Here is a 16,767-nt window from a genome sequence, read left to right as displayed (position 1 = left end):
AGGAATGAGGATATGTCAAAAGAGATAGCAAAAAAACGTATAGAAGAACTACGTGATTTGTTAAATACATTTAACTATCAATATCACGTGTTAGACAATCCTTCTGTTTCTGATGCGGAGTATGACCGTAATATGCAGGAGCTTATAAAATTAGAAGCAGAGAACCCAGAGTTTATGAGTGAAGATTCTCCCTCCGTTCGCGTTGGGGGAACGGTTCTTGATATATTTGAAAAAGTAACACACAAGTCACCGATGTTAAGTTTGGGAAATGCATTTAACGAAGGAGATTTACGTGATTTTGACCGACGAGTACGTCAAGGAATTGATGATGCGAATGTAAGATATATATGCGAATTAAAAATTGACGGACTTGCTGTTTCACTTCATTATGAAAAAGGACGCTTCATTCAAGGGGCAACACGTGGTGATGGTGTAACAGGTGAAGATATTACCCAAAATTTAAAAACGATTAAAGCAATCCCGCTTCGTTTAAATGAAGAAGTAACGTTAGAGGCACGAGGCGAAGCTTATATGCCGAAGCGTTCATTCGTTAAGTTAAATGAAGAAAAAGAGCAAAATGGTGAAGATGTATTTGCGAATCCGCGTAATGCGGCAGCAGGTTCAATCCGCCAACTTGATCCGAAAATTGCAGCGAAGCGTAACTTATCTATGTTTGTATACGGTCTTGCGAATGTAGAAGAAAAAACAATCCTATCACATAGTGAATCGCTTGATTTCTTAGGTGAACTTGGATTCAAAACAAATCCAAATCGACGCACATGTGAAACAATTGAAGAAGTTATAGCTTATGTAGAAGAATGGCAAGAAAAACGTCCGCATCTTGATTATGAGATTGACGGGATCGTTATAAAAGTAGATGATGTTGCTCTTCAAGAAAGTCTAGGCACTACAGCAAAGAGTCCAAGATGGGCAATTGCTTATAAATTCCCAGCTGAAGAAGTTGTAACAAGATTAACAGGCATTGAATTAAGTGTTGGTCGTACAGGGGTTGTAACACCGACTGCAGAGCTAGAGCCAGTGCGAGTGGCTGGTACGATCGTTCGTCGTGCTTCTTTACATAACGAAGATTTAATTCGTGAAAAAGATATTCGAATTGGTGACTACGTTGTTGTGAAGAAGGCTGGAGATATTATTCCTGAAGTTGTGAATGTTATTTTCGATAAGCGTACTGGTGAGGAAGAAGAATATCATATGCCAACGCATTGCCCAGCATGTGAGAGTGAACTAGTTCGTTTAGAAGAAGAGGTAGCACTTCGTTGTATAAATCCAACTTGTCCTGCTCAAATTCGAGAAGGGTTAATCCATTTCGTTTCAAGAAATGCAATGAATATTGATGGACTTGGAGAACGTGTCATTACACAACTCTTTGAGGCAGATTATATTCGTACATTTGCTGATTTATATTCGTTGACGAAAGAGCAATTATTACAGCTAGAACGATTTGGAGAAAAATCAGCAACGAATTTAGTACAAGCAATTGAGAATTCTAAAGAAAACTCATTAGAGCGATTATTATTCGGTCTTGGTATTCGCCATGTTGGAGCGAAAGCGGCACGTACATTTGCAGAGCATTTCGAAACGATGGATGCGCTTGTGAAGGCAACGGAAGAAGAACTAAAAGCAATTAATGAAATTGGTGAAAAAATGGCTCAATCCGTAGTAACGTATTTCGATAATGAAGACGTATTAGAGTTATTACAACAATTTAAAGAATACGGCGTGAACATGACATATAAAGGCATGAAAATTGCTGATTTACAAAACGTTGAGTCGTACTTCGCAGGAAAAACTGTCGTTTTAACAGGGAAATTAGAAGTGATGGGACGTAGTGAAGCGAAGAAGAAGATTGAGGCATTAGGTGGAAAAGTAACAGGAAGTGTTAGTAAAAGTACAGATTTAGTTGTTGCAGGTGAAGCGGCAGGTTCGAAATTAGCACAAGCGGAGAAACATAATGTTGAGGTTTGGAATGAAGAGAGGTTCTTACAAGAGCTAAATAAGTAAGAGGTGCAAACTTACCATGAAAAAAATAGCATTAGCGGTATTAAGCCTTGGCCTACTTGTAAGTGGGTGTAGTGCAGGTGCCGATAAAGATGAAAAAGTGGTTGAGAAATCGGGGAAAGCAAAAGAGCAAGCAATCGTCCCGAATTACTCTATTTCGGATGAATATTATAAGACGACTATTCCATTTGAGGGAGGAAACGCACGTGGCTTAGTTGTGCAAGGAGTAAGTAATCGTCTTGATATAGATGAATTTGAAACAGGATTAATGCGTATTGCGAAAGAATCATTTAGTACGAAAGAACATTTCTTTAAAGGTGGAGATGTTCTAGATGCTCAAACTATACAAATGCTTGTTAAAAGAAAGCGTACAGTTGCTGAACAAAAAGAACTAGAGGACAAATTAAAAAAGGATGCAGTTAAGTTTCCAAACATTGGTTTAAACCCAGCGTTAGGTGAAGGATCTGGATCATTAGAGGAAAAAAATAAAAAAAATCCAATATATATTTCGAATATTTTAGAGCATGATTATTATGTGAAAAAAGACGAGAAAGATGAGAAAGGTGAGCTCCAAGGCATTGTAGTTGGCTTAGCGATGAATTCGGTTCATTATTATGAGGAAGAGCATGGTTATCCGCGTGAGGCTAAAATTGAGCAAGAAAAAATGTTAGCTGAAGGGAAAAAAATGGCGCAAGAAATCTTGAAAGTTATGCACGAAAAAAAGTCTGAAGCAAAAAATGTTCCGATAACATTTGCGATTTATCGTCAGGCTCCAAAGTCTTCGCTCGTACCAGGTAACTTTGTTTCTTATGCGAATGTTGAAAAAGGCAGTGAAACGGTTGAGGATTGGAAACAAATTAATGAGAAATACTATTTGTTCCCATCTGAACAAGCGAAAACAGATAATAAACGTGAAGATCTGGCGAGAGTATCAAACTTCAAGGCAAAATTAAGCGATTATTTCCAAGGCGACTATACAGCTGTTATCGGTACTGGTATGTATAGAGACGATGAATTAAGAGAAATAAAGCTCGATATTCCTGTCCAGTTTAATGGGAAAGCAGAAATAATTGGCTTTACACAATATGTAGCCGGGCTTGTTATGGAATACTTCCCGAATTATATGAAAGTACAAGTAACGATTAAATCTGTAGAACGTCCAGAAGCGATTATTATACGTGAGGCGAAGCAAGATGAGCCGTATGTGAAAATTTTAGATTAATTAGAAGGGCCGTTCCTTTATGGAACGGCTTTTTTTCTTGGGTAATTTTGTTATAATTTAAAATGTTATAAATAATGGGATAAGGGGTAAAGCGCATGGACGAATTAAGTTTTCAAGTCATTATTTTATTAATTGCATTCGGTTTTTTAGCAGCTTTTATTGATTCAGTTGTTGGTGGTGGAGGATTAATTTCGCTTCCGGCACTTATGTTTGTTGGTTTACCACCAGCTTCGGCAATTGCAACGAATAAATTAGCTGCAACGATGGGGACGTTTACGAGTGCGATTTACTTTATTCGATCGGGAAAGGTCGATTTTAAAATTGTAGGAAAGTTAATCCCGTTAACTGTTATAGGAGCAGTAGCAGGTGCTTTAGTAGTAAAGTTTATTCCTCCAGATATTTTACGTCCGTTAGTGCTTGTAATGTTGGTATTTATTGCTATTTATATTATTGCGAAAAAGGATTGGGGAAGTGTATCTACCTATAAGAAGATGACGAAAAGAAAAACATTAATATTTTTCTTTGTTATTTTAATGATAGGGTTTTACGATGGATTTTTTGGACCAGGGACAGGATCCTTTTTAATTTTTGCATTTTTATTAATTGGTTTGGATTTTATTCAAGCGGCAGCATCTGGAAAACTTTTGAATTTTGTTAGTAATATCGTATCGTTAATCACTTTTTTATTTTTAGACGTAATTCATTTTGAATACGGTATTATTATGGGATTATCGATGATTTTGGGCGCTTATTTTGGATCGAAATTTGCAGTTCAAAAAGGTGTTGGATATGTAAGAACTTTATTCTTGTTAGTAACTATTTTATTGATTAGCAAAAACGTTTTGGAATATACTCATATTTTGTAGAGTTATACATTTGTATAACTCTGTCTTTTTATTATATTTTAAAAATTAATTAATTTTTAAAATATAAGTCTAGGAATATTTGAATAAATCTAAATTATCGTGTAGAATAATGTTGTAAAATGTAAACGTTTTTCTAAGGGGAGGCTAAAAATAATGGTAGTAGCATACAAACATGAGCCATTTACAGATTTTTCAGTGGAGGCTAACAAATTAGCGTTTGAAGAAGGTTTAAAGAAAGTAGAATCTTATCTTGGGCAAGACTATCCATTAATTATTGGGGGAGAAAAAATCACTACAGAAGACAAAATTGTTTCTGTAAACCCTGCAAATAAAGAGGAACTTGTTGGTCGTGTTTCAAAAGCAAGCCGTGAGTTAGCTGAAAAAGCAATGCAAGTAGCGGATGAAACATTCCAAACTTGGAGAAAATCAAAGCCAGAAATGCGTGCAGACATTTTATTCCGTGCTGCAGCGATCGTTCGTCGTAGAAAACATGAATTCTCTGCTATTCTTGTAAAAGAAGCAGGTAAACCATGGAATGAGGCAGATGCTGATACAGCAGAAGCAATCGACTTTATGGAATATTATGGTCGTCAAATGTTGAAATTAAAAGACGGAATTCCAGTAGAAAGCCGTCCAATTGAATATAATCGTTTCTCTTACATTCCATTAGGAGTAGGTGTTATCATTTCTCCTTGGAATTTCCCATTCGCAATTATGGCAGGTATGACAACAGCTGCTTTAGTTTCTGGTAACACAGTATTACTAAAACCAGCTAGTACAACTCCTGTAGTAGCAGCGAAATTCATGGAAGTATTAGAAGAAGCTGGCTTACCAGCTGGCGTAGTAAACTTTGTACCAGGTAATGGTTCTGAAGTTGGTGACTACTTAGTAGATCACCCTCGTACACGTTTCATTAGCTTCACTGGATCTCGTGATGTAGGTATCCGTATTTATGAGCGCGCAGCGAAAGTAAACCCAGGCCAAATTTGGTTAAAACGCGTTATCGCTGAAATGGGCGGTAAAGATACAATCGTTGTTGATAAAGAAGCAGATCTTGAATTAGCAGCTAAATCTATCGTTGCATCAGCATTCGGATTCTCAGGACAAAAATGTTCTGCATGTTCTCGTGCAGTAATCCACGAAGATGTATACGATCACGTATTAAATCGTGCTGTTGAATTAACGAAAGAATTAACAGTTGCTAACCCAGCTGTATTAGGTACAAACATGGGTCCTGTTAATGACCAAGCTGCATTCGATAAAGTAATGAGCTATGTTGCAATTGGTAAAGAAGAAGGTAGAATTTTAGCAGGTGGCGAAGGAGACGATTCTAAAGGCTGGTTCATCCAACCAACAATCGTTGCTGACGTTGCAGAAGATGCTCGCCTAATGAAAGAAGAAATCTTCGGACCAGTAGTAGCATTCTGTAAAGCAAAAGACTTTGACCATGCACTTGCAATTGCAAACAATACAGAATACGGTTTAACAGGAGCAGTTATCTCTAACAACCGTGACCATATTGAAAAAGCACGTGAAGACTTCCACGTAGGTAACTTATACTTCAACCGTGGATGTACTGGTGCAATCGTAGGATACCAACCATTCGGTGGCTTTAACATGTCTGGTACAGACTCTAAAGCTGGTGGCCCTGACTACTTAGCACTTCACATGCAAGCAAAAACTACTTCTGAAACTTTATAAGAAATAGTAGAAGAGATCTTCGCAGTCTGCGAAGATCTCTTTTTTTTGAAAAACTTTCTATATGTGGATTAAGATACATATAAGTAGAAAAACTAATATAAGGTTTACTTCAGTAAAATAAGGTATATTATATTGGTTGAATAAATTCTCTTTCAAGATAAGAAAAGTAGGTGAACAAAGTGGGAAAATATCAATTGGATTACAAAGGTCAGGTAGCTGTCGCGAAGTTTCATGAAAAACAGACGCCTGTCAAATTTGATAAAAAGCAGCAAATTGAAAAATTGCGTGCGGAGTATTTGAAAAAGAAACAAAAACAAACAGATAAATAATAGGAGAAATTAGTTAATTTGCATTAAAAAACACTTACCATATATTACTATTTGGTAAGTGGAACTAGCTAAAACCTATTCATATCGGGATAAACATGTAAATAGAAATAAAACAATGAGAAAAGTTGACTTATTAGTCACATTTTTTTGTATTCATTTTAAGGATTTCCTGTATAATACAATTTGAAAGAAAATCTATGGTTTGACAAGAAACACTCTTTTCGGTTTTGCTCACTGAAGAGAGTGTTTTTTTGTAGCTAAAAACTCCTCTGTACTCATTACATTTGCATATACGCCATTTAAACTAGCTAAAATTGTATTATGAATATAAACAGCTGGTATCGTAGCATTCTTAAAAGAAAGATCTTTTGTCGCACAAGCATCATGTATAACAGTACATTGCAAGCCGAAATCAAAGGCAGCCCTTACGGTAGCATCAATACACATATGAGTCATCATCCCGCATATGACGAGGTGCTCAATATTTAAACGTTGTAATTGCTCTAGAAGATCGGTTTCGCGAAAACTATTTGGATAATGTTTGAGTATAACGGTTTCTTCTTTAAGTGGGCGTACGCTTTCATGAATATGTACACCTTCTGTATTGGGTAGGAAAAAAGTAGCGTCCTCTTTTATTGCTACATGTTGGATATGAAAAATAGGTTCGTTTTTCTTTCTAAAGAGCTGTAGTAGCCGACGGGCATATGCGCTTGCTTCGACTGGATTACGTAATTCCATTTTGCCGTGTGGAAAATAATCATTTTGAATATCAATGAGTAAAAGAGCTGTTTTCATATATTTATCTTCCTCCGATTTCATATTCAAATAATGGTATTCAATTAGTAGAGAAGATTATCCTTTTAAAAAATATGCAAGAGGAGAATTTTACATAACTTTAAAGATTACTATTTTTTCTTGAATTTTTCATCTGAAAATTTTAATAAAGAAATAATTAATATTTTTCTAAAAAATGTATTGACTCTTATTATTCTGAGTTCTATAATGAGAATTAATTAAACGACAATTAAATCGATACATTCTTATCCAGAGAGGTGGAGGGACTGGCCCTACGATACCTCAGCAACGGGTTTTTTTAATACCGTGCTAACTCCAGCAAGTCTATGAAAGGCTTGGAAGATGAGAAGATGTGAACGAGTACATATAAGTGCTCTCCTTCTTATCTTTATGGTTGATAAGAAGGAGAGCACTTTTTATTTTACCTCGAGAGCTCTGCTTCAAGTTTTCACAGCATATAGGAGGGGAAAAAATGATTTCTTTTAACAATGTAAGTAAAGTATATGAAACAGGTGGGCAATCTGTTCATGCGGTGGAGGATGTAACGTTATCAGTTGAGAAAGGCGAAATTTTTGGCATTATTGGTTTTAGTGGCGCTGGAAAGAGTACGTTATTACGCCTAGTAAACATGTTAGAGAGACCAACGGCAGGAACGATTTCAATAGATGATAAAGAGATTACATCATTATCGACGAAAGAATTACGGAAGCTAAGACAAAGAATCGGGATGATTTTTCAAAGCTTTAATTTATTTAATTCAAGAACAGTATTTGGGAATATTGCTTATCCATTAAAGTTAGCAAAAGTACCAAAGAATGAAATAAAAGAAAGAGTAAATGAATTGCTGAAGTTTGTAGGGTTAGAAGATAAAGCAAACAATTACCCAGAGCAGCTATCAGGCGGACAAAAGCAGCGTGTAGGTATTGCTAGAGCACTTGCAACATCACCAGATATTCTTATATGTGATGAGGCAACATCAGCTTTAGATCCAGAAACAACGACAGAAATTCTAAACTTATTAAAGAAAGTAAATCGAGAATATAATTTAACAATTCTTCTTATTACACATGAAATGCATGTCGTGAAAGAAATTTGTCACCGTGTAGCTGTAATGGAAAAAGGAAAAGTTATTGAAGAAGGAAAACTGTTTGATGTTTTCACACAACCAAAAACAACGACGACTCAAAACTTTGTACGTTCTGTTATTAATGATCATTTACCGGAAAGTGTTTTAGCAAAAATTCAAAATGGTGGTCAGATTTATCGCCTAACATTTACTGGTGAGGAAACAGGACAGCCGGTACTATCATATATCGCAAAAAACTATAACGTGGATGTAAATGTACTGTACGGAAATATTATTGAACTTCAAAATGTGCTATTTGGAAATCTTCTTGTAGAATTGCAAGGTGAACAGAGGGAAATTCAAAAAGCATTACAACATCTAAGACTGCAAGTGCAGCTGAAGGAGGTAGAAGCTCATGCGAGTTGATTGGAGTATATTTTGGCCGCGCATACTAGATGCGACGGGAGATACCCTCTTAATGGTAATTGTAACCCTTATATTCGCTACAATTCTTGGTATACCTCTAGGTTTACTTTTATATGTAACGAGAAAAGGAAACTTTTTAGAAAATAAATGGGTCTTTTCTATTCTTAATATCATCATTAATACAATTCGTCCGATTCCATTCATTATCTTCTTAGTAGCTTTAAGCCCGTTAACAAGAAGTGTTATCGGAACGACAATTGGAACAGCAGCAGCAATTTTTCCAATGACGTTAGTTGCATCAATTGGTATCGCTAGAATGGTTGAAACAAATCTTGTTTCTGTTCCGAAAGGGGTAATTGAAGCAGCGCAAGCGATGGGTGCTTCACCAATTAGAATTGTTTTTGAAATCCTTGTACCAGAAGCGTTAGCACCATTAATTTTAGGTGTTACATTTATGACAGTTGGTTTAATTGAATTTTCTGCAGTTGCTGGGCTTGTCGGTGGTGGCGGTCTTGGTGATTTAGCAATGACATATGGTTATCAACGTTTTGATACATCAGTTATGTTCGTAACGGTCGTTTTACTTATCATTCTCGTACAATTAGCTCAAAACTTAGGAAACTATTTTGCGAAAGTCTTTTTACGCAGATCATAAAAAGGAAGAGGGGAAAAGAAAATGAAGAAAATTTTAGCATTTGCATTATCAGCAATTGTAGGGGTTTCAGCATTAAGCGGCTGCTCAAGTGGAGACACAGGGGCAGGGGCGAAAGAAAAAGTAGTTCGCGTCGGTGTAACTGGAACGGATGGAGACGCTTGGGAAATTTTGAAGAGGAAAGCTGAAAAAGAAGGAATTAAAATTAAACTGGTTGAGTTCTCTGATTACACAACGCCAAATAAAGCGTTAGCTGATGGAGATATTGAATTAAACTCATTCCAGCACATTGCATTCTTAGAACAATTTAAAAAAGAGCATAAGCTAGATATTACAGCTGTTGGTACAACGCAAATTGCGCCAATGGGTTTATACTCTGAAAAATATAAGAAAGCAAATGAAATTCCAGATGGTTCAGAAATTGCAATTCCAAACGATCCAACGAACCAAGCACGTGCATTAAAACTTCTTGATGCAGCTGGATTATTAAAGCTTAAAAAAGACTTTGGTCTATTTGGAGATCCAAGTGGTATTGCTGAAAATCCGAAGAAATTAAAAATTACACCGGTTATCGCACAGCAAACACCTCGTGTGTTAAAAGATGTTGCAGCATCAGTTATTAATAACGGTGTTGCTGGTCAAGCTGGATTAGATCCAGCGAAGGATCCAATTTTCTTAGAAGATCCAAAGAATGAAAATGCGAAGCCATATATTAATATTTTCGCAGCTCGTACGAAAGATAAAGATGATCCAACACTGAAAAAAGTAATTGAATTATATCATTCAAAAGAAGTAACAGATGCAATTAAGAAAGAAACAAATGATGGTTCAATTTCAGTAGATCTTTCACTTGATGAGCTTGAAAAAATCGTAAAATAATGATTGGGTTTAATGGACTAACAGAAGGAACCCCTCCGCTGTTAGTTCGTTCAACATATAATCTACTTAACAAACAAAACAAACCCTAATTCTGTACCTTCCAATTCTGTATAACATAGAATCCAATGTTTGTTAAGTAGAGTAATGGACCAGGAGTTTTCCTGGTCTTTTTTATGAATGAAAGTAGCTAGCGAATAGTAAGGTAATCCAAATTATAATAGGATAAGAAAATAAGCTGAAAGCGAGTGTAATTAAGAATTTATTTTTATGAATTAAGTGTTTTTGGGATGAAAAAAAGAAAATAGAAAAGATAACAATGAAAACTGCGGATATTACGCCAGGATTATAGGAGCGATAAATAAAAAACAAAATAATATGTTGAACAGAGTTGAAGAAGATAGCCCCCTGTATAAAAATAATCCAGTATATAGAAGACAAGATGTTTATTTGATATAGAAAGACGATAAGTAAAACAAAGAGAGTCAATATAGAAATCGCAATGGAAAATTGTTGACTAGTTATAAAAGTAATTGAAAATTGATTAGCAAGATATTGTGGCATTTGGAAAGATTCTTCAAGGTTATGAATGAGAAATAACAAGGGAATTATCCAAAGCATAATAGTGGAATGTTTTTTAAACAACTTACATCACTCCAATATAGAGATAGAAAGCCTAGAAAGGCCCTCTATCCAGAGATGTTCATTCAATTATAATACTTTTCAAATTATCTTCACGATGCCCTTGTTCTTTCGGATAAGCAGCTAGCTCCTCTTGTAAAATATTTAGTATTTGCTTAGCTGATTGCTGGATTGGTGCAGGTAACTCTTCTAATATATGCATACCGATTTTTATTTTTGTACGAATTACCTTCCTTATTAATTCCTCATGCATGCACGACACCTCCAAATCGAATGTTTAGTACATCATCTTCGAATTTTGCTCCTTGAATAGAAAGGTGTGTTAACGTTTTGGGTAATGTGATGTTTCGTTTAACAGAACCAGCACGAATGATAAGCTCGTCACCTTTTTGATTTAATGCAAGTTCACTTTTGTTAGAGAAGGGAATGGACAGAACGAAAATATACTCATCGCCATCTTTTTTTACATATTGAGTGCGACCGTTAAATTTTACTTCAGTAGGACAATAATCTTTTTTAAATAAAGCATCTCCAACGCGTTCTAACATAGGTAAGCCAACAACTTCTTGTTCAAACATTGGAGCTTCGTAAATAGGAAGCGGATCAAAGCTATTTTGAATTAATGTTTTATATTTCTTTTGAGTATCTTTCCAAGCTTGAAAATAAGGATCGATGACAGTGTTAGGGATGACGCGGTTAATCATAATCGCATCTACGTTATAATCGTATAAATTTAAATACGTAAAGCTACGCTGAGCCTCTTTAATAACCATTTTTTCGGGATTTACAACGATGCGGATACTTGTTACGTCTCGGTTTGATAAAATATCTCTCATTTCTCCAAGTTGTTCAAGTGTATTTGTTAATTCGTCCATAATATCATCGGTTGGAAGGGGGACGCCAAGAAGTGGTTGCGCTACAGGGCGAACAACTTTTAAAACTTTTCTTTTAATAGGGAAGAGTTTTTCCATCCACCAGCCGAGCATGTCTGGAAAACTGAGCATGGCTAATGTTTCTCCTGTTGGGGCACAATCAATGATAATAACATCATATGTGTTTTGTTTATAATAATCGAGTACACGAAGTAAGCTAATTAAATCTTCCATACCAGGAAACATCGTTAACTCTTCTGTTGTAATATCATCAGCTGCTTTGGAAGTGAAGAGTAGTGTAATATATTTCTGTAATTTCCCCCAGCCTTTTTCCATCTCATAAATCGTATTAATTTCTTGTGCCCATAGGTTTTCACGAATTTCTAATGGTTCAGAAGATAGTTTTACACCAAATGAATCTCCTAAACTATGAGCTGGGTCTGTGCTCATTACTAAAGTTTTTAATCCTTGTTTTGCGCTTTGAAGTGCAGTTGCTGCTGAAATGCTAGTTTTTCCCACGCCGCCTTTACCTGTATACAAAATAATTCTCATCATTCATATCCCCCTTATTTCGAGTATCGAATATTACGAGTGGCGAAATAAACGATTGAATAAAAACCCAGCTAGGGTTTTATTCAATCGGAATGTTTTTCATTTTAGGTGTTGAAACCTTTTCTTCTGTTTTTTGTTGTGACGTAGCAATGTGATTCATAATCTTTTGGAAGATTTGTAGTAAAAATGCTTTTTCTTCTTCCGATAATGCTTCGGTCACTAGGTTAAAATAATGGGCTGCATTTTGTTTTACTTCTTGAACGAGCAATACGCCGTTTTCTGTTAAACGAATTAATACAATGCGTCGGTCATTTTCGTCACGGTATCTTTCAATATATCCCTTTTTTACAAGACGATTTACAACACCTGTCGTTGTACTCATCGGTATATCAAGAAGGTCAGCGATTTTTGTCATTGTAATATCTGTATTTCGCTCCATCCAAAGTAAACAAAATACTTCAGTTTTAGAAAGTGTTAAATCTAAGCTTACCCATTCTTCAGGATAGAAAAGTTTCTTGGCATTATCTAGCAGTAAGTCTAAAAAATGTTCGTATTGCAACAATTAATTCCACTCCCGTATATTTCGAGGTTCGTAATATTTGTTTTTATTTTATGTAGAATTGAAATAAATGTCAATGGTTTCAATTGTTTTTTCGGATTAGACAGAAAATTCACCTTGAAATATTATTCTTTTATGAAAGATTTATAAATATAAAACTAGAATTTACATAAAGTGAAACTTTAATCAGTGGGGATTTTCTTCATCCCCACTGATTATTAGTTGAACCAATCGGACTTTTATGGGCAGTTGATCCCCCACCTAACTTCTTTGCTTTCGCTGAATTTTGAGGTGGGGGTCTTACTGCCCATTAAAGTGGGATAAAAATTCATCATAGTAAATATACTTATCTATAATAGATGTACAGCTAACGAGGGGGAGAACGATGAGAAGACGTAATACGCAAGCGTTCACGTTTTTAGCATGGACTTCATTTGTTTGCGCGCTTTCAGGTATGCTAATTGGGATTTATACGCTAGATGAAACGCTTAGTGTAAAAGGATACTATTTAATTGGAACACTATTTTTAACGATGTCTTGTTTTGTATTACAAAAAACAATTCGTGATAATGAAGAAGATAACGAGAGATTTCCGAAAAATAAACCGTCAGATAAAGAGTAAATCGTAAAGAAAGGCGTTTGCCTTTCTTTTTTTATGTAAAAATGCTGTAAGTGCCGTGTGTTGACTTGCTTGAAGTACTGAAAATTTGGTATCATCAATAGTATTGTAGATTGAACGATATATTATGGAGGTGGCCTAGCCGTGTCAAGAATTTCCGTTGAGAATGTAAAGCACGTAGCACATTTAGCACGTCTTGCAATTACTGATCAAGAAGCAGAAAAATTTCAAAAACAACTAGATGCAATTGTTACATTTGCAGAACAGTTAAATGAATTAGATACAACAGATGTAAAACCAACAACTCATGTATTAACTATGAAAAATGTTATGCGTGAAGATGTACCAGAAAAAGGTTTACCAGTTGAAGAAGTATTAAAAAATGCACCGGATCACAAAGATAATCAAATCCGTGTTCCAGCAGTATTAGAATAGAGGAGGGGAATTTCGATGTCATTATTTGATCATTCAGTATCAGAGTTACATAAGAAATTAAACAACAAAGAAATTTCCGTTACGGATTTAGTAGAAGAATCTTACAAACGTATTGCGGATGTTGAAGATAACGTAAAAGCTTTTCTTACATTAGATGAAGAAAACGCACGCGCGAAAGCGAAAGAATTAGACGCGAAAATTGGTGCTGAAGATAATGGTTTATTATTCGGTATGCCAATCGGTGTTAAAGATAACATTGTAACTAACGGTCTTCGTACGACTTGTGCAAGCAAAATGTTAGCAAACTTCGATCCAATTTATGATGCGACAGTTGTGCAAAAGCTAAAAGCTGCTGACACAATTACAATCGGTAAATTAAATATGGACGAGTTCGCAATGGGTTCTTCAAATGAAAACTCAGGTTTCTACGCTACGAAAAATCCATGGAACTTAGATTACGTTCCAGGTGGATCTAGTGGTGGTTCTGCAGCAGCTGTAGCAGCAGGAGAAGTATTATTCTCTCTAGGTTCTGATACGGGTGGTTCTATCCGTCAACCAGCTGCATATTGTGGCGTTGTAGGTTTAAAACCAACCTACGGACGTGTATCTCGTTACGGATTAGTAGCATTTGCATCTTCACTTGACCAAATCGGACCGATTACACGTACAGTAGAAGACAATGCATACTTATTACAAGCTATTTCAGGTCTTGACCGTATGGATGCAACTTCTGCTAACGTTGAAGTAGGAAACTACTTAGCTGGTTTAACAGGCGACGTTAAAGGTTTACGCATTGCTGTACCGAAAGAATACTTAGGAGAAGGTGTTGGCGAAGAAGCTCGTGAGTCAGTACTAGCTGCTTTAAAAGTATTAGAAGGTATGGGCGCAACTTGGGAGGAAGTATCTCTTCCACACTCTAAATACGCTCTAGCAACGTATTACTTATTATCTTCTTCTGAAGCATCAGCTAACCTTTCACGCTTTGATGGTGTACGTTATGGTGTTCGTTCTGATAATGTGAATAACTTAATGGATCTTTACAAAAACACACGTAGCGAAGGCTTCGGTGATGAAGTAAAACGTCGTATTATGCTTGGTACATTTGCTCTTAGCTCTGGTTACTATGATGCATATTACAAAAAAGCACAACAAGTACGTACATTAATTAAAAACGACTTTGAAAATGTATTTGCTAACTACGATGTTATTATTGGACCAACAACGCCAACTCCAGCATTTAAAGTGGGCGAAAAAGTTGATGATCCAATGACAATGTATGCAAATGACATTTTAACAATCCCAGTAAACTTAGCAGGTGTTCCAGCGATTTCTGTTCCATGTGGATTCGGTGCTAACAACATGCCACTTGGTTTACAAATCATTGGTAAACACTTCGATGAAGCGACAATTTACCGCGTTGCACATGCGTTTGAGCAAGCAACAGACCATCATACAAAAAAAGCAAGTCTGTAAGGAGGCGAGCATAGATGAATTTAGAAACAATTATTGGTTTAGAGGTTCACGTTGAGTTAAAAACAAATTCGAAAATTTTCTCTGCGAGTCCAACAGAATTCGGAGCGGAACCAAATACACAAACAAGTGTAATTGACTTAGGATACCCAGGAGTACTTCCTACTTTAAATAAAGAAGCAGTTAACTTTGCAATGAAAGCTGCAATGGCATTAAACTGTGAAATCGCAACAGAAACGAAGTTTGACCGTAAAAACTATTTCTATCCAGATAATCCGAAAGCTTACCAAATCTCTCAGTTTGATAAGCCAATTGGTGAAAATGGTTGGATTGAAATTGAAGTAGACGGTAAAAAGAAACGTATCGGTATTACACGTCTTCATTTAGAAGAAGATGCTGGTAAATCAACGCATACAGCTGACGGCTCATTAGTAGACTACAACCGTCAAGGTATGCCTTTAATTGAGATCGTATCTGAGCCAGATATGCGTACGCCAGAAGAAGCATATGCATACTTAGAGAAGTTAAAATCAATCATTCAATACACTGGCGTATCTGATTGTAAGATGGAAGAAGGTTCCTTGCGTTGTGATGCGAACATTTCCCTTCGTCCAGTTGGACAAGAGAAGTTCGGTACAAAAGCGGAACTGAAAAACTTAAACTCTTTTACTTACGTACAAAAAGGTCTTGAGTTTGAGCAAGCTCGCCAAGAAAAAGAATTATTATCTGGTGGTATCATCCAACAAGAAACACGTCGTTATGATGAAGCAACGAAGAAAACAATCTTAATGCGTGTGAAAGAAGGATCTGATGATTACCGTTACTTCCCAGAGCCGGACTTAGTTGAACTTTATATCGACGATGAGTGGAAAGAAGCAGTTCGTGCTTCTATTCCAGAACTTCCAGATGCACGTAAAGCTCGCTACGTTGCAGAATTAGGCTTACCAGCTTATGATGCACACGTATTAACATTAACGAAAGAAATGTCTGATTTCTTTGAAGCAACTGTTGCCGACGGTGCTGATGCGAAATTAACATCAAACTGGTTAATGGGTGAAGTACTTGCATACCTAAACAAACAACAAAAAGAATTAAAAGACGTTGCATTAACGCCTGCTGGTTTATCTAAAATGGTTCAATTAATTGAAAAAGGTACAATTTCTTCTAAAATTGCGAAGAAAGTATTTAACGAATTAATTGAAAAAGGTGGAGACCCAGAAGAAATCGTTAAAGCGAAAGGCCTTGTTCAAATTTCTGACGAGGGTACACTTCGTAAAGTTGTAACAGAAATTCTTGATAATAATGAGCAATCTATCGAAGACTTTAAAAACGGTAAAGACCGTGCAATTGGCTTCTTAGTTGGTCAAATTATGAAAGCTACAAAAGGACAAGCAAATCCACCGCTTGTTAACAAAATCTTACTTGAAGAGATTAATAAGCGATAATAGTAGTAACTTTTAAAGATTAAGCAGAAAAACACCCGTACATGGGTGTTTTTCTAGGTTAATCAAACGTTTGTTTAAATGAGAGAAAATTATTTAAACAAACGTTTGATTAACTGTCAAAAGTGGAAAAATGTTTGTATAGCAACTATGGTATGATAGTTGCAAAAAGGTGGGAATAATGATAAATCTAGAAATAGAGGTTTTTTCATCTCATGAAATAA

17 protein-coding genes and 1 riboswitch are annotated in these 16,767 nt (G+C 35.9%); of the genes, 12 read left to right on the top strand and 5 right to left on the bottom strand.

The features are described from left to right. Window positions 1–12 precede the first annotated feature (12 nt). The 5 genes from ligA to ACTFSI_RS17305 all read left to right on the top strand — a co-directional run bounded on the left by ligA (window position 13) and on the right by ACTFSI_RS17305 (window position 6,137). Entirely contained in the window at window positions 13–2,022 is a 2,010-nt protein-coding gene (gene ligA / locus ACTFSI_RS17325) for an NAD-dependent DNA ligase LigA (protein ID WP_000031440.1), read from the top strand. Window positions 2,023–2,038: 16 nt separating this feature from the next. Next, window positions 2,039–3,241 (top strand): CamS family sex pheromone protein, encoded by a 1,203-nt coding sequence (locus ACTFSI_RS17320; RefSeq protein ID WP_000717042.1) that lies wholly within the window; start codon window positions 2,039–2,041, stop codon window positions 3,239–3,241. A 95-nt stretch (window positions 3,242–3,336) separates the two neighbouring features. Further along, entirely contained in the window at window positions 3,337–4,107 is a 771-nt protein-coding gene (locus ACTFSI_RS17315) for a TSUP family transporter (protein ID WP_000343968.1), read from the top strand. Window positions 4,108–4,260: 153 nt separating this feature from the next. Beyond that, window positions 4,261–5,808 carry an L-glutamate gamma-semialdehyde dehydrogenase gene (pruA, locus tag ACTFSI_RS17310; protein ID WP_000259550.1) on the top strand — a complete coding sequence of 516 codons (1,548 nt, stop codon included), beginning with the start codon at window positions 4,261–4,263 and terminating at the stop codon, window positions 5,806–5,808. Window positions 5,809–6,002: 194 nt separating this feature from the next. Beyond that, window positions 6,003–6,137 (top strand): hypothetical protein, encoded by a 135-nt coding sequence (locus ACTFSI_RS17305; protein ID WP_254915810.1) that lies wholly within the window; start codon window positions 6,003–6,005, stop codon window positions 6,135–6,137. Window positions 6,138–6,368: 231 nt separating this feature from the next. Here ACTFSI_RS17305 and ACTFSI_RS17300 read toward each other — a convergent pair whose 3' ends face one another. Then, window positions 6,369–6,932, bottom strand: coding sequence for a cysteine hydrolase family protein (locus tag ACTFSI_RS17300; RefSeq protein WP_000844889.1), 564 nt, complete (start codon window positions 6,930–6,932; stop codon window positions 6,369–6,371). 242 nt (window positions 6,933–7,174) lie between these two features. After that, a riboswitch (SAM riboswitch) is annotated at window positions 7,175–7,281 on the top strand. Between the two features lie 123 nt (window positions 7,282–7,404). Here ACTFSI_RS17300 and ACTFSI_RS17295 point away from each other — a divergent pair. From ACTFSI_RS17295 to ACTFSI_RS17285, 3 genes are read left to right on the top strand one after another with little or no spacing between them, the layout of a single operon-like run. Continuing rightward, window positions 7,405–8,424 carry a methionine ABC transporter ATP-binding protein gene (locus ACTFSI_RS17295; protein ID WP_044790894.1) on the top strand — a complete coding sequence of 340 codons (1,020 nt, stop codon included), beginning with the start codon at window positions 7,405–7,407 and terminating at the stop codon, window positions 8,422–8,424. After that, window positions 8,414–9,079 (top strand): methionine ABC transporter permease, encoded by a 666-nt coding sequence (locus ACTFSI_RS17290; protein WP_001261859.1) that lies wholly within the window; start codon window positions 8,414–8,416, stop codon window positions 9,077–9,079. The genes ACTFSI_RS17295 and ACTFSI_RS17290 overlap by 11 nt, the downstream gene beginning before the upstream one ends. Window positions 9,080–9,100: 21 nt before the next feature. Then, on the top strand, window positions 9,101–9,955 hold the full coding sequence (locus ACTFSI_RS17285; RefSeq protein WP_000721604.1) for a MetQ/NlpA family ABC transporter substrate-binding protein: 855 nt from the start codon (window positions 9,101–9,103) through the stop codon (window positions 9,953–9,955). A 171-nt stretch (window positions 9,956–10,126) separates the two neighbouring features. On the opposite strand, the gene ACTFSI_RS17280 is transcribed toward ACTFSI_RS17285, so the two are convergent. The 4 genes from ACTFSI_RS17280 to ACTFSI_RS17265 form a co-directional block, all read right to left on the bottom strand. After that, complete coding sequence (locus ACTFSI_RS17280) at window positions 10,127–10,597, bottom strand: HXXEE domain-containing protein (RefSeq protein WP_138322540.1); 471 nt, start codon at window positions 10,595–10,597, stop codon at window positions 10,127–10,129. 58 nt (window positions 10,598–10,655) lie between these two features. After that, window positions 10,656–10,847, bottom strand: coding sequence for a DUF3926 domain-containing protein (locus tag ACTFSI_RS17275; protein ID WP_000544083.1), 192 nt, complete (start codon window positions 10,845–10,847; stop codon window positions 10,656–10,658). After that, on the bottom strand, window positions 10,840–12,021 hold the full coding sequence (locus tag ACTFSI_RS17270; protein WP_000984536.1) for an ArsA family ATPase: 1,182 nt from the start codon (window positions 12,019–12,021) through the stop codon (window positions 10,840–10,842). The genes ACTFSI_RS17275 and ACTFSI_RS17270 overlap by 8 nt, the downstream gene beginning before the upstream one ends. Window positions 12,022–12,097: 76 nt before the next feature. Continuing rightward, entirely contained in the window at window positions 12,098–12,580 is a 483-nt protein-coding gene (locus ACTFSI_RS17265) for a MarR family winged helix-turn-helix transcriptional regulator (protein ID WP_044821657.1), read from the bottom strand. A 382-nt stretch (window positions 12,581–12,962) separates the two neighbouring features. Here ACTFSI_RS17265 and ACTFSI_RS17260 point away from each other — a divergent pair, with 382 nt between their 5' ends. The 4 genes from ACTFSI_RS17260 (at window position 12,963) to gatB (ending at window position 16,546) form a co-directional block, all read left to right on the top strand. Then, window positions 12,963–13,199: a YiaA/YiaB family inner membrane protein gene (locus tag ACTFSI_RS17260; protein ID WP_001254394.1), complete on the top strand. Its 237-nt coding sequence runs from the start codon at window positions 12,963–12,965 to the stop codon at window positions 13,197–13,199. 141 nt (window positions 13,200–13,340) lie between these two features. Further along, on the top strand, window positions 13,341–13,631 hold the full coding sequence (gatC, locus tag ACTFSI_RS17255) for an Asp-tRNA(Asn)/Glu-tRNA(Gln) amidotransferase subunit GatC (RefSeq protein WP_000086999.1): 291 nt from the start codon (window positions 13,341–13,343) through the stop codon (window positions 13,629–13,631). Between the two features lie 15 nt (window positions 13,632–13,646). After that, window positions 13,647–15,104: an Asp-tRNA(Asn)/Glu-tRNA(Gln) amidotransferase subunit GatA gene (gene gatA / locus ACTFSI_RS17250; RefSeq protein WP_000051445.1), complete on the top strand. Its 1,458-nt coding sequence runs from the start codon at window positions 13,647–13,649 to the stop codon at window positions 15,102–15,104. Window positions 15,105–15,118: 14 nt separating this feature from the next. Further along, complete coding sequence (gene gatB / locus ACTFSI_RS17245; protein WP_001047674.1) at window positions 15,119–16,546, top strand: Asp-tRNA(Asn)/Glu-tRNA(Gln) amidotransferase subunit GatB; 1,428 nt, start codon at window positions 15,119–15,121, stop codon at window positions 16,544–16,546. Window positions 16,547–16,767 lie beyond the last annotated feature (221 nt).

This window comes from Bacillus cereus group sp. MYBK101-2, assembly GCF_051918845.1.
Classification (GTDB): Bacteria; Bacillota; Bacilli; order Bacillales; family Bacillaceae_G; genus Bacillus_A; species Bacillus_A paranthracis.
The sequence above is the reverse complement of the archived record's forward strand: the minus strand, read 5'-3'. Positions and strand labels throughout refer to the sequence as shown.